The 13,123-nt window shown below is 61.3% G+C and carries 10 protein-coding genes; 2 read left to right on the forward strand and 8 right to left on the reverse strand.

The window, feature by feature from the left end; all coding sequences use genetic code 11:
* Positions 1-17: 17 nt before the first annotated feature.
* The 7 genes from EQW76_RS25490 to EQW76_RS25520 form a co-directional block, all read right to left on the reverse strand.
* Positions 18-1,016 carry an ABC transporter permease gene (locus EQW76_RS25490; RefSeq protein WP_142832300.1) on the reverse strand — a complete coding sequence of 333 codons (999 nt, stop codon included), beginning with the start codon at positions 1,014-1,016 and terminating at the stop codon, positions 18-20.
* Between the two features lie 3 nt (positions 1,017-1,019).
* Positions 1,020-2,042, reverse strand: a complete 1,023-nt coding sequence (locus EQW76_RS25495) for an ABC transporter permease (protein WP_142832301.1) — start codon at positions 2,040-2,042, stop codon at positions 1,020-1,022.
* The gene (locus EQW76_RS25500; protein WP_143123359.1) at positions 2,032-3,576 is read right to left on the reverse strand and encodes a sugar ABC transporter ATP-binding protein; all 1,545 of its coding nucleotides are present in this window, start codon (positions 3,574-3,576) and stop codon (positions 2,032-2,034) included. The genes EQW76_RS25495 and EQW76_RS25500 overlap by 11 nt, the downstream gene beginning before the upstream one ends.
* Positions 3,577-3,646: 70 nt before the next feature.
* Entirely contained in the window at positions 3,647-4,660 is a 1,014-nt protein-coding gene (locus tag EQW76_RS25505; RefSeq protein ID WP_143123360.1) for a sugar ABC transporter substrate-binding protein, read from the reverse strand.
* A gap of 132 nt (positions 4,661-4,792) precedes the next feature.
* Positions 4,793-6,208, reverse strand: coding sequence for an LLM class flavin-dependent oxidoreductase (locus EQW76_RS25510; protein WP_143123361.1), 1,416 nt, complete (start codon positions 6,206-6,208; stop codon positions 4,793-4,795).
* Positions 6,209-6,258: 50 nt separating this feature from the next.
* Positions 6,259-7,317: an ABC transporter permease gene (locus EQW76_RS25515; RefSeq protein ID WP_142832305.1), complete on the reverse strand. Its 1,059-nt coding sequence runs from the start codon at positions 7,315-7,317 to the stop codon at positions 6,259-6,261.
* Positions 7,314-8,795, reverse strand: coding sequence for a sugar ABC transporter ATP-binding protein (locus EQW76_RS25520; RefSeq protein WP_143123362.1), 1,482 nt, complete (start codon positions 8,793-8,795; stop codon positions 7,314-7,316). The genes EQW76_RS25515 and EQW76_RS25520 overlap by 4 nt, the downstream gene beginning before the upstream one ends.
* 240 nt (positions 8,796-9,035) lie before the next feature.
* Here EQW76_RS25520 and EQW76_RS25525 point away from each other — a divergent pair, with 240 nt between their 5' ends.
* Positions 9,036-10,082 (forward strand): substrate-binding domain-containing protein, encoded by a 1,047-nt coding sequence (locus tag EQW76_RS25525; RefSeq protein ID WP_143123363.1) that lies wholly within the window; start codon positions 9,036-9,038, stop codon positions 10,080-10,082.
* Between the two features lie 68 nt (positions 10,083-10,150).
* A complete protein-coding gene (locus EQW76_RS25530; RefSeq protein ID WP_142832308.1) occupies positions 10,151-11,362 on the forward strand; it encodes an acyl-CoA dehydrogenase family protein in 1,212 nt (403 codons plus the stop codon).
* Between the two features lie 126 nt (positions 11,363-11,488).
* Here the strand turns inward: EQW76_RS25530 and EQW76_RS25535 are convergent, their stop codons facing one another.
* Positions 11,489-12,706 carry an SfnB family sulfur acquisition oxidoreductase gene (locus EQW76_RS25535; protein ID WP_143123364.1) on the reverse strand — a complete coding sequence of 406 codons (1,218 nt, stop codon included), beginning with the start codon at positions 12,704-12,706 and terminating at the stop codon, positions 11,489-11,491.
* Between the last annotated feature and the right edge of the window lie 417 nt (positions 12,707-13,123).

Below are 13,123 nucleotides of genomic sequence, written 5' to 3' on the forward strand. Positions count from 1 at the left end.
AAACGCACGGCGTCACGTCAAGCGTGCGCTTTCCTGCTGGCGAAGCTTACGGCAAGAACGGCGAAGATGAGCGTTCCTGTTCCGACCTGCTGCCAGTAGAAATTCAGGTCGCTGAGCAGCAGGCCGTTGGCAACGATGGCGAGCAGGAGGACGCCGAGAACTGTGCCGGGGATGTTCGGGCGGCCGCGTGGACTGAAGGTAGTGCCGATGAAGGTTGCGCCGATGGCGTTGAGCAGGAACGCATTTCCGGACGAGGGGATGTAGACGCTGACGGTCGCGGTCAGGATCAGCCCGGCTGCAGCAGCAATTGTCCCGACCAGGATGAAGACGAGGGCGACATGGGCGCGGATCGACAGGCCGGAATAGCGCACTACGCTGGGCTGGATGCCGGATGCCAGCAGCACGCGTCCGAACCGGCTGCGGGAAAGTATAATAGCTGCAGCCACGATGATGAGGAATGCGACGAACAGCGGGGTCGGCACGCCGGCGATCGTGCCATGGCCGATAAAGCGGAAGGAAGCGGGCACGCCGTTCGGGGGAAGATAGACCGGGTTACCGCCATTCGTGAGCATCTGCTGGATGCTGCGGCCGATGAACAGCGTTCCCAGCGTCGCCAGAAACGGCGATATGCCGATGCCGGAAATGAGCAGCGCGTTGAATGCGCCGACCAGCCCGCCGGCGACAAGCCCAGCAAGTGCGGCAATCGCCACTGGCTGGCCCGCCAGCACCACCGAGACGAAGGCAAAACTTGCCATGTCGACCGCCGTGCCGACGGATAGATCGATGCCGCCTGAGGCGACTGCGAAGGTCATGGCCACGGAGACGATAGCGAGCAGCGTGAAATTGTTGACGAGTACGCTCTGCAGGTTGGCGAAGGTCAGAAAGGTCGACGTCGTTAGGCTGAAAATGGCAAAGACGACGATCAGAGCCAGCACCAGTCCGTAGCGACCAAGGTTATGCAGGGTGCGGTGGGCTGATGCAGCGTCTGTAACTGGCAAGGGTGCGGTTAGGGACATCGATCAATTCTCCTGTCGACGCAGCAATGTGGTCGCGGACACGACGATCAGGATCAGCGCACCCTGGACGCCGCTGACAAGCGTGCTCGATATATTGAGCAGTTGAAAGCCGTTGACCAGGAACCCGACCAGCAGCGCCGAGAGCAGCGTTCCCGGGATGGTCGGCACGAGGCGACGGGAAAAGACGGATCCGAGCAGCGCAGTCACTACGACCGGAAGCAGCATCTCGCCAGCGCCCGTCGTGCTCCCGCTCAGATAGGAGACTGAAAGAATTCCAGCCAGGCCGCCGCAGACGCCGCTGGCGACAAATGCTCCCGCCACCAGCCGCTTGAGGGGTAAGCCTGCAGCGCGCGCCGCCTCGGCAAATTCACCGACGGCGTAAAGGCGTAATCCGAGGGGTGTAAATTGCACGATGCCGGTCACCAACAGTGTGAAGCCGAGCAGGACATAGGCGAGAACAGGGATGCTGAACGGGTCGGTGGCCGAGAGGAGAGAAAGAAACGGCGTCGATGCCGGCAGCACGGTGTTCTGCGTCAGTACCAGTTCCAGGCCCCCGACAACATTCATCACCGCCAGCGTTGCCAAAAGCGGCACGATACCCGCAAGGACGACCGCCGCTGCATTGACAGCACCGATCAACGCCCCGGTCGCGATGGCGGCCGCGATGGCCGTTGCATCGCCGAAACCGAACTGGATCAGGCTGGCATAGACTGCGGCGCTGAGACCCATATTGGCTGCCAGCGACAGGTCGATGCCACCCGTCACCACATTCGATCCGCCGGCAATGAGAACGAGGGTAAGCCCGATCGCCAGAACGCCCGATATGGCCGATTGGCCAAGCACATTGCCGATATTGCCGACGCTCAGAAAATAGGGAGCGGTCAGCGAAAAGATCACTAGGATTGCGGCAAAGGCCAGGAGCGAGCCGCCACGAAGGGCCGCAGTCGTGAAATTGCGACCGAGCCTCGGGCGAATGTCTTGCGCCGGTTCGAAATCGATACCCGCGTAGTGAGCGTCAGCCGACATGGCGCAGTTCCTCCTTCGAGCCGGTCGATTGGGCAAGCACCGCATCGGGCGTGGTCTCGCGCGACGCGAATTCGCGCACGATGCGGCCTCGGAAGAAGACGAGGATGCGGTCGGTTATCCCGACCAGTTCGGGCAAGTCCGAGGACAGCACGATAATGCCGGCGCCCCTTTCGGCGAGGTCGCCGATCAGCGTGTAGATCTCGACCTTGGAGCCGATATCGACGCCGACGGTCGGCTCGTCTAGGAGGTAGATTTCGGAATGCCGGCTCAGCCATTTGGCGATGGCGACCTTCTGCTGATTGCCGCCGGAAAGCGTCCGAACCAGCGCCTCCCGTCCTGCGGTCTTGATCTCGAGCCGGTGGATCAGCCGCTCCGTTTCGGATGCCTCCCGGCTCCGGTCGATCAGTCCAAACCGGGTGAAACGCGGCAAGGAGGCCAGACTGATGTTCTCGCCGACATCCAGATCGAGCGCCACTCCATTGATGCGGCGGTCCTCTGGCACCAAGGCTATTGCGCGGTCGGTGGCCTCAGACGGATCGGCAGGCTGTATCGTCTTGCCGAGGACCGCGATGGTGCCGGCGGTGGCGGTCTCAAGGCCGAACAGTGTGCGGACCAGCTCCTTCGCGCCAGAACCGAGCAGCCCCGTCAACCCGAGAACTTCTCCACGCCGGAGTGTGAAAGACACATCGGCATATTTGCCGGGTGATGTCAGATTTTCCAGCTGCAGCAGGTCCTCTCCGACAGTCACCGCTCGCTTTGGAAACATGTCTTCGATGTCACGCTCGATCATCAGCCGCGCAATCGCGTTGGCGGAGGTGCTCGCCATCGGTAGCGCGGCAACGGTACGGCCATTGCGCAAGACAGTGACATCGTCGCAGATAGCCTCGATTTCGTTGAGGTAGTGCGAGATATAGATGATTGTCACGCCTTCATCGCGGAGGCGGCGGATCAGCTGGAAAAGGATTTCCGCTTCCCGGTGCACGAGCGCGGCAGTGGGCTCGTCGAAAACGAGGATCTTAGGCTGGTTGAGCAATGCCCGGGTGATCTGGACGATCTGCTTTTCCGCAGTCGACAGTTCGCTGACCAAGGCGCCGGTGGGCAAGTTGATGCCAAAATAATCCTCGAGTATTGCGGCCGCGCGACGCTGCATGGCACGGCGATCCAGAAACGGCGTTCCAGCAATACGCGGCTCCCGCCCGAGGAAAAGCGCCTCGCCGACGGTAAAGGTCGGAACCAGCAGGCGGTCCTGGTGAATGAAGTGGATACCGAGCTCTTCCACCAGATGTGGCGTCAGCTTTTCGAATCTCTGGCCGTCGATGACGATGCTCCCGGCGTCCGGCTGGTGCAGTCCCGCCAGCAGCTTGATGAGCGTCGACTTGCCGGCCCCATTCTGGCCCACCAGGCCGTGAACGGTACCACGGCGAACCGCGAGCGACGCACCGGACAGCGCCTGTGCCCCACCGAAGTGCTTGTCGATACCTTCGAGGCGGATGATATCGCGATCCCCGGGCGGAGGTGTGGATGTAATCGTCATGGAACCCTCGCGCGGCGCGCAGCATCGGGAGCGATCTGCGGCCGGGCCGCAGACATTGATGACCCCGAGATCAGCCGATGCCGAGCTTCTTGGTGACTTCGTTGACATTGGCCTTACTGGCGAGCAGAGCCGGGACGTAGGTTTCGCGCGGCAGGGTCTGGCCGGCGAGCAGCTTTGCAACATTGTGGATGGCTGTGCGTCCTATCTCCGCCGGTTGCTGCGCGACATCGGCGCCGGCCGGCGAGTTCGGATCTGCGACGAGCTGCAGCACTTCCGGGCTGCCATCGACCCCGTAGGTCCTGATTTCCGTGCGGCCTGCAGCCGCCAAAGCCTGGGTGGCACCGAGTTGCGGGATATCCCATGCCGACCAGATTGCCTTGATCGATCCCTTTTCCGGAAACTTGTTGAGCAGCGCGGTGATCTGGGTGAAAGCATCCTGCACGGTATTGGGGATGACGTCGCGCAGTTCCGGCTGGAGGATTTTCACCTTCGGGAAATATTTAACGACATTGACCAGCTGGTCGTAGCGGATGGCGCAGGGCGTGACACCGTAAAAGCCGTTAAAGGCGACGATGTTTCCTTCACCGCCAATATCGGAAATCAGCTGCAGTGCCAGATCCTTGCCGATCCCCCAGTTGTCCGACGTCGTGTTGTTGAGCGAGTTGGTGGAGCCCACATCGATCGTCAGCACCGGTATGCCGGCATCGCGAGCCTTCTTCAGCCATGGATCGATGACGCTGAGCGTGCCGAGAATCTGGACGATCGCATCCGGCTTCTGGGCAATCAGGGTTTGCAGCTGCGACACAAGCTTGCCGTCGTTGCGACCGGCATCGACGGCGATCGGCTCGCCGCCAAGGCGCTTCACTTCGGCAATCTGGGCGTTATAGGCCTGAAGGTCGAAGAAGTGATCCGTGCCCGTAGCACTGATCGCGATGCGTTTGCCCTTCAGAGACAGTTCACCATCGGCGGCAGATGCGGGCGCCCGCCCGGCCAATGTTGCTCCCGCCACCGCAGCGCCAGCTATCGCCGACAGCTTCAACAGATCACGCCGGCCAATTCCACCCTTAGAACGCTCGTATTCCATGTCCCTCTCCTTTAATAAATAATGTCGATAGAATAAGTATTCTAACGATATAGACGAGGAACAGCTTTTCAAATTTCTGCGGAACCGGGCAATGTCCGCATCGAATTTCGCCCCGGTTTCAGCGTATTACGCTCATACCCGGGCACGGTCCCAGCCGCTCGCCCGCAGTTGTTCGAAGTCGCGAACGAGATTGCGATATCCGGCCGCCGGATGGGGTGCTGTCAGTCGCGGTCCCCGGGCGCCGAGTTTCTCGCGCAACGTCCCGGCCTTGTATTCGGTTTTGTAGACCCCGCGCTTCTGTAACTCAGGCACCAGGAGGTCGACGGCATCCTCGAAGCTCTCCGGTGTGACGGCGTAGGCAAGGTTGAAGCCGTCGACATCGGTGTCCTCGACCCACTCCTGCAGGAGGTCGGCGACTGTCTGTGGCGAGCCGACAAACACCGGACCGAAGCCGCCGATGCCAACCCAATCGGCCATCTCGCGCACCGTCCAGACTTTGTCGGGATCGATGGTGGTAAAGGTTTCGACGGCCGATTGAACGGCATTGGTATAGCGATGCCGCAGCGGCTCGTCGGGGCCGAACTGGCTGAAGTCGATGCCGGTCCAGCCGGAGATCAGCGTTAGCGCACCCTCGTAGGAGACGTATTTGCGGTATTCGTCGAACTTCTTCTTCGCCTCGGCGTCGGTTTCGCCGAGGATGACAGTCTGCAGGTTGAAGGCGAGGATCTCGCGAGGATTGCGGCCGTTGCGCTCGGCCGCCTCCCGGACATTGGCGACGTAGCGCTTGAGCACCGGCTTCGATGGCGCAGCCACGAAGATGCATTCGGCGTGTGCCCCGGCAAAATCCTTGCCTCGGCTGGAGGCGCCTGCCTGGTAGAGTACTGGTGTGCGCTGTGGCGATGGCTCGCTGAGATGGATGCCGGGCACGGTGAAGTGCTTGCCGGCATGGCCGATCGGGTGGACCTTCTCGGGGTGGGTGAAAATCCCCGTCGTGCGGTCGCGGACGACGGCGTCGTCCTCCCAACTGCCCTCCCAGAGCTTGTAGCAGACTTCCAGATATTCCTCCGCCAGGTCGTATCGGTCGTCGTGCTTGGACTGGGCCTGCTGGCCGATGTTGAGTGCGCCGCTGTTCAGATAGGAGGTGACGATGTTCCAGCCGACGCGGCCCTTTGTCAGATGGTCGAGCGTCGAGATGCGGCGGGCGAAGGTGTACGGGTGCTCGAAGGACAGCGACGCCGTCAGGCCGAAGCCGAGATGCTCGGTGGCATGGGCCATGGTCGGAATCAGTTGCAGCGGATCGTTCACCGGCACCTGTGCGGAGTGGCGCAGCGCCGCATCGACATTGCCGTTCAGCACGTCGTAGACGCCGAGCACGTCGGCGATGAACAGTCCGTCGAACTTGCCGCGCTCCAGCGTCTTTGCCAGATGAACCCAGTAGTCGAGATCCTTGTATTTCCAAGACTGGTCGCGCGGATGGGTCCAAAGACCTGGCGACTGGTGGCCGACGCAGTTCATGTCGAAAGCATTCAGCCTGATTTCACGGCTCATGATATTGGTCCTTTCGCAGTAAAACGATGCTACCGCAGCATCTGATGGCCTCAAGCATTGCCGCGGTTGAGGCCGTAGGTAAGGGCGAGGGCACCGACCAGCACGGCGCCCTTGACGAAATCCTGCGTGTAATAGGGAGCATTCAGCATGGTCAGCCCATTGAGCAGCACACCGACGAAGACGGCACCGGCGATGGTGCCGAGCACGTTCGGGCGGCGCAGGGCCAGCACTGCATAGCCTATCAGCGAGGCCGCAACGGCGTCCATCAGCAACGATCCGCCCGAAGACACGTCACCGCGGCCAACCCGGGCCGCAATGATGATGCCACCGAGCGCGGCGAGTGTGCCGGAAATCACGTATGCCAGCGTTTTCAGCCTAAGGGTGGAGGCACCGGCCAGCCGTGTCGCCACCTCGTTGCCACCGGTAGCAAACAACAGCCGTCCGATGCGGGTCCTCTCCGTCAGCACGTAGAGAGCAAAGGCCACCAGCGCCATCAGGACGACGGAGACCGGTACGATGCCGAACAGGCTGTGGCGGCCGATCAGCAGGAAGGCGGGATCGTAGGCACCCGATGCCTTCGATCCATCCGGTAGGACCAGCCCTGCCGAGATCGATCGACCGGCCGTCGGAATAAGCTGCAGGCCGGACAACAGGAACATCATGGCCAGCGTCGCCAGCAGATCCGGCACCCTCAGCCTGACGATCAGCAGCGCGTTCAGCAGGCCGACAACAGCGCCGAGCGCCAGGACCAGAGGGACGGTCTCGTAGACGTTGAGCCCCCAGACGATCATCGCATAGCTGGCGGCCATGACGCTCGAGGCGGCAACGGCGCCGATCGAAAGGTCGAAGCCGCCGACCGCAAGTGTCACCGTGACGCCGGCGCCGAGGATGGCAACGACGGAAACGGCCTGCAGGATGCTCATCAGGTTGCCGAGGTTAATGAAGGCCGGCTGGGCACCGGTGAAGATGATGACAAGCGCTGCCAGAAGGATGAATACGGCGCCAGCGCGCACGAATGAATGGAGGCTGGCGATCCACCCACGACCGCCGATGCGAGATGGCGGGAGACCTTTTTCCGTTTCGAAAGATCTGCTGTCGGTGGCGCTCATGCCGGTATTCCTTCTCGGGTATCTTCGTGGCGGTCTGGCTTCAGCGACTGCAGCCCGTGGCGATCCATGACGAGGATGCGGTCGGCCATTTCAATCGCTTCTTCAGGATCGGAGGTGGCAATCAGCGTGGCGCGATCTTTGCGGCTGCGGATCGCCTGGATGATGTCCTGGCGTGCACCGACATCGACCCCCTGGAAGGGTTCGTCGAGAAGCAGCAGGCGGCTCGGTTCGGCCTCCCAGCGAGCCAGCACCACCTTCTGCTGGTTGCCGCCCGACAATGTCCAGACGGATGATGAGGGTCCGGTCGCCTTGATCCGCAACCTGTCGATGGCCTTTTCACCCTCGCGACGCTCGCGGGCGCTATCGAGGAACCCATGCCGGGACCACCTGGCCAGATGCGGCAGGCCGATGGTTGCGGCGATGCTATTGCCGGGCCAGGAGGGCGGCATCAACGACGAGCGATGCCGGTCCTCGGCTGCCATGGCGACGCCGGCGGCAATAGCGTCGGCAGGACGTTTCGGGCGGTAGGGCAATCCGCCGAGCGTCATCTCGCCAGACGTCAGCGGCAGTAGGCCGAAGATCGCCGACAAGAGGCGGCTCTTGCCGGAACCAAGGACGCCGGTTATGGCGACAACTTCTCCGGGCGACAGTTGAAGATCGAAAATTGGGCTTCCGGGTAAAAGGCACGCGCCCCGCATCGTGAACACAGCTTCGCCTTGCGCCACCCCCACGCCCGGACGCATCGAGCGAAGCGGGCGGCCGATCATCGCCTCTACAGCACGGTCAAAATCGATCGGTTGACCGAAGGCGCCGACGATGACACCGCCGCGCATGACCAGCGCCCGGTCGGCAATAGCCTGCAGATCCGCCGTGCGATGGGAAATGTAGAGGATTGCGAGCCCCGTCCGCCGGGTTCGCCGCAGGATATCGAACAGCCGGTTACTCTCGCTCGCCGACAGGCTGGCCGTAGGTTCGTCCAGGATCAGCAAATCTGCCCTGTTTGCCACGGCTCTCGCAATCGCCACGAGTTGGCGTTCTGCGGCCGACAGCTCACCAAAATCTCGGTCAAGCGGCAGATCGAAGCCGGCAATGTCCAGGATTGCCTGCGCCTGTCTGCGAATGCTGGCTCGCGAGACGAAAAAGGGCATGCTGCCATCGGCGAAGCGGTTGAGCAGAAGCGCATCAGCCACCGTTTGCCCTGGTGCGCCGACAAGATCGGTCGATTGGTGCACCGTCACTATACCGGCCATTGCCGCCTCGGCCGGGCTGCCGGGCGCAAACTTCTGCCCCTTGAGCCGCATCTCGCCGCCATCGGCCGGCAGCACGCCGGACAGTATTTTCACCAAAGTTGATTTTCCGGCACCGTTCACTCCCATCAAAGCGACGATCTCGCCGGGCTCGATGGACAACGAGGCGCCGCCGAGCGCCTTCGTCTCGGCAAAGCTGCGGCGGAGGTTGAGGACATCCAGTAGAGGCACGGTCGAACTTTCGTTGTTTCGACAATTCTGCCAGCTGCGATGCCGATGAGACAGGCAAAGCCTTGCTGCCGAGAGGCTGTCCAGGAAACAAACAATCTCCTTCAACCGGAAACAACGCATCAAACAGTCTACAAATTCAATAGGGAATTATATCTACTGAAATCGCGTCGCCAGGGCGGTCAAACGGTCTGTCGCACGACGCCCCGATGGACCCGACAGACATGCAAAAGGAATGCGAACATGAGATCTTATCTACGGCTCGCCGCCGGCGCCGCCATCCTTCCGCTGCTGATGAGCCAGGCCGCTGCGGCCGGTGGCATTACGGGCGCTCCGGCGCCCTTCGACAAGGGTGGCGTCAAGCTGGCCCTTATCAGTTACATCTCGGCCGGTGATTTTTTCCAGGCCTACCAGGCCGGGGCAGTCGCCCAGGCCAAGGCGCTCGGCATCGACCTTCGTGTCTTCCCGGGACGACAGGATGCGTCGGAACAGCGCGAGCAGATCCTGCAGGCGATCAATCTTGGCGTCCAGGCCATCGTCGTCGACCACGGCCTGCCCGAATCGCTCACCGACGTTGTGCAGCAAGCACTCGACAAGGGCGTCAAGGTGGTTGCCTTTGACGTGAACCTCAACAATCCCAAGATCCCGCAGGTAGAGCAAAGCGATCATGCTCTCGCCAAGCAGGCACTTGAACAGGCCGCAAAAGAAAATGGCACCGCGTTCAATGCGGCCTACGTCTATGTTGCCGGTTTTGCGCCTCTCGACCGCCGTAACGAGGTCTGGGAAAAATTCAAGGCCGACAATGCCGGCGTCGTCGAGAAGGCGCGTTTTGGCAATGTCAGCGATACGACGGCGACGACGACCGCTGACCAGGCAAAGGCGGCCCTGACGGCAAACCCGGACATCAAGGTGGTCTTTGCGCCCTACGATGAATTTGCCCGTGGCGTGAAGCTGGCGGCCGGCGATCTCGGCATCAAGGACAAGATCCGAATTTATTCCGCCGACGTTTCGACGGCCGACATTCAGGAAATCACCGAAGAGGGTAGCCCATGGGTTGCCACCGTCGCGACCAACCCGGCAGTCGTCGGAGCGGTTTCGGTCCGCGCGGCGGCCCTGGAGATCGCCGGTCAGCCCGTCCCCCACCAGATCACGGTCGAGCCTACCCTCCTGACCCAGGCGGCTCTTCGCGCCGCCGGCGTTAAGACAATCGAGGACCTCGCCGCCAAGCTGCCCGCCTTCAATACAAGCGGCGCGGCCACCGCCAGCTGGATCCCGCAGGCATTATTCTGATCATCTGCGGTGAGGGCAGGGCGTTTCGTACGCCTTGCCCTCCGCACTTTTCAATTGGAGGATTTGAGATGAGCCAGTCGAATGTCGTCTTTGCAGCAGCCCACGGCATCGGGCGCGAAGCGCTATTTTCAAGGGCATTAGAGCTGTCCGCAGATTTCGCGCGTCGCGGTGCGGAACTTGATCGTGATGGCCTGCCGCCTATCCCTGAGATTGTCCGGTTAAAGAACGCCGGTCTTCTCAATGCGCTGCACGCGGCCGAGATCGGCGGGGGCGGGCTCGACTGGATCGATGCCCTGAAGCTTGTGCGGATCGTTGCTCGTGGCGAAAGCTCGCTCGGCCAGCTGCTTGGTTACCACTATGTCAACAGCCAGTCGATCTACTGGTCCTTCGCCGACCAGTCGCGCGCCAAGGCGCTCGGCGCCGAGACGGTTGCGCGCAGCCTCTACTGGGGCGCTGCCGTCAATCCGCGCGATCCGGGGCTGGTGCTCACGCAACGCGGCAACGGCTATGTGCTAAACGGCCGGAAAACGTTTTCGACCGCTGCCCGCGTTTCCGACTACATCAACGCCAACGCGCTTCTCGACGGACAGATCGTCAACTTCGCCGTTCCGACCGACCGGCCCGGCTATATCGCCAATGACGACTGGGACAATATGGGCCAGCGATTGTCGGACAGTGGCAGCGTGGAGTTCCGCGATTTCCCGGTCTATGAGGGCGATTTCGTCGCGCCGCCTGCGGATGCCGATGCGCCGCCGCCCGTGCTCGCTACCTTCAATACGCCGCTCATTCAGCTGGTGTTCGTGAATTTCTACCTCGGTACCGCGGAAGGAGCATTGGCTGCGGCGCTGGATTATGTTCGCACGACCACGCGTCCCTGGATCACCTCCGGCGTTGCTCGTGCCGCCGACGATCCCTATATCCTGGAGCGGGTCGGCGAGTTCACAGCATCCCTGAAAGCCTCGGCGGCTTTAGCCGATCTCGCCGCAACCGCTGTCCAGGCAGCCCTGTCGCGCGGCCACGATGCAACCGCCCGTGAACGCGGTGAAGCGGCGGCTGAGGCCTATGCTGCCAAGGTTCACGCAACGCATGTTTCGCTCGACATCACGTCGAAAGTCTTCGAGATCATCGGCGCGCGCGCAACGGCCTCGAAATATCGTTTCGACCGCTACTGGCGCAATGTGCGGACCCACACCCTTCACGACCCAGTATTCTACAAGGCCAGGGAAGTCGGTGAATTTGTACTCAACGGGACCATCCCGGAGGTCAGCCTCTACAGCTGATCGATAGTCTAGGAACAGCCGGAAGGCCTCGTTCGGTAAAGCGAGCGAGGCCTTTTCAGATGAACGCGGTCCGATATCCGTAGAACTTCCCGCAAGACTGCGAGGACGTTTGTATCCGGAACTTCTCTATAGCGCGCCGCTCCTCGGCGGCTTGACGCCGTTCAGATGGTAGTTGCCGACGACGTGATATTTCCAGCGGACCGGGTCGTGGAGAGTATGGGTGCGGGCGTTTCGCCAGTGGCGATCCAGATTGAGGCCTGCGCGCGTCGAGGACGTACCTGCGAGCTCAAACAGCGTCGTCGATGCCTCCAGGGCAATTTCGGAGGTCAACACCTTGGCTGTCGCGACGGCCAAGGTCGCATCTATGGCATTTGCTTCCGTAGGATCGACCTGGGCGCTGTCGATCTTTCGCCCGGCCCGCTCGACGACGGCAGACGCAGCCTCGATGCGGATCGCGATCTGGCCCAGCTTTGCAATTGTCAAAGGGTCGTCCGATGCCCGGTCGACACCGCTGTTCGTCCATGGGCGTGACTGGCTATTGACGAACGCGATGGTGTCCTGGAAGGCAGCGCGGGCGATGCCGAGATCGATGCCGGCGTGAATGATCTGGCCGACAGAGCCGATCGTGGTCGCCCGTTCGAAACCTTTGTGGTGCGCAACGACGGCATCGGCCTGCACATAGACATTGTTGAGGATAGTGGTGCCGCTGCCGGTGGTTCGCTGGCCAAAGCCATCCCAGTCATCGATAATCTCGATGCCTTCCGTGCCCCTCGCCACGAATGACATCGTCAGCCTGTCGTCGGCATCAAGTGCAAAAATCGTAACCCAGTCGGCAAAAAGGACGCCTGTCGAATAGAACTTGCGACCGTTGATACGATGGCCGATGCCGTCCTTGGTGATGCGGGTATTGTAATGGCCGACCGTTTTGGTGCCCTTTTCCGATAATGCATTGCCGAACCGGTCGCCTGACAGCGCCCGACCGAAGAAAAAGCGTTTCTGCTCTTCGCTGCCGTCGACGCGCAGCGCTTCAAGAATATAAAAATGGTTCTGGGGGATCTGCCCGATCGACGCATCCGCTTCTGCAAGGATGGCGGTGACCTCGGCCAAGACAGCATTCGAGACATCGAGACCGCCATACTCGGATGGCACGGTGATCGCGAGCAGTCCGGAGCGCGACAAGGCATCCATCTCGGCGAAAGGCATCGTCCGCTCCAGATCTCGCGCGGATGCCGTTTGGGCAAACACCTTTGCAAGCGTTCGCGCAGTCGAGATCGCGTCTTCCTCGCTCTTCAGCGCAGGCACCGGGTCCCCATTGTCTCGATTAAGCAGCCGTAGTTCGCCCATAAGCTTTCCTCCCGTCGCATTTGCGTGCAAAGGTACGGACCAGCCATTCGCCTTAAAAGTTAAAACCACCTATTTTATAGACGTAGTGGAGAAATTTTGACTTCATTGTGCCGGCTGCCCATTGGGTTCAGCGGGATGACATAGATAGCGTAAGCTCCACAAGACCGGACTGCAGCCTTAACCTTGTGTCTCATTTGATCGACAAATAGACAATGAACGATTGGAGAAAGCGGAAGACACGATACAGTCGTCGTGCTCGCATGCTTTTGACGAGCGACACAAATCAGCGTTCGTAGATGCCGGAGCCAGACAGCGGCCAGGGCGGCCTCGCCTGCAGAAATTCATCGACGACAAGTTTTAAAGAGGATCGAATTCATGGCAGCAAAAATCGTCCCGGTCATCATGGCCGGTGGCAAG

It is taken from the genome of Rhizobium sp. rho-13.1 (assembly GCF_007000305.1).
Lineage (GTDB): Bacteria > Pseudomonadota > Alphaproteobacteria > Rhizobiales > Rhizobiaceae > Rhizobium > Rhizobium rhododendri.

Excerpts from the sequence above, each read along its gene's own strand:
- EQW76_RS25505 (WP_143123360.1), bottom strand. The coding sequence starts at position 4,660 with ATGGAATACGAGCGTTCTAAGGGTGGAATTGGCCGGCGTGATCTGTTG.
- EQW76_RS25500 (WP_143123359.1), bottom strand. The coding sequence starts at position 3,576 with ATGACGATTACATCCACACCTCCGCCCGGGGATCGCGATATCATCCGC.
- EQW76_RS25490 (WP_142832300.1), bottom strand. The coding sequence starts at position 1,016 with ATGTCCCTAACCGCACCCTTGCCAGTTACAGACGCTGCATCAGCCCAC.
- EQW76_RS25535 (WP_143123364.1), bottom strand. The coding sequence starts at position 12,706 with ATGGGCGAACTACGGCTGCTTAATCGAGACAATGGGGACCCGGTGCCT.
- EQW76_RS25495 (WP_142832301.1), bottom strand. The coding sequence starts at position 2,042 with ATGTCGGCTGACGCTCACTACGCGGGTATCGATTTCGAACCGGCGCAA.
- EQW76_RS25525 (WP_143123363.1), top strand. The coding sequence starts at position 9,036 with ATGAGATCTTATCTACGGCTCGCCGCCGGCGCCGCCATCCTTCCGCTG.
- EQW76_RS25530 (WP_142832308.1), top strand. The coding sequence starts at position 10,151 with ATGAGCCAGTCGAATGTCGTCTTTGCAGCAGCCCACGGCATCGGGCGC.
- EQW76_RS25515 (WP_142832305.1), bottom strand. The coding sequence starts at position 7,317 with ATGAGCGCCACCGACAGCAGATCTTTCGAAACGGAAAAAGGTCTCCCG.
- EQW76_RS25510 (WP_143123361.1), bottom strand. The coding sequence starts at position 6,208 with ATGAGCCGTGAAATCAGGCTGAATGCTTTCGACATGAACTGCGTCGGC.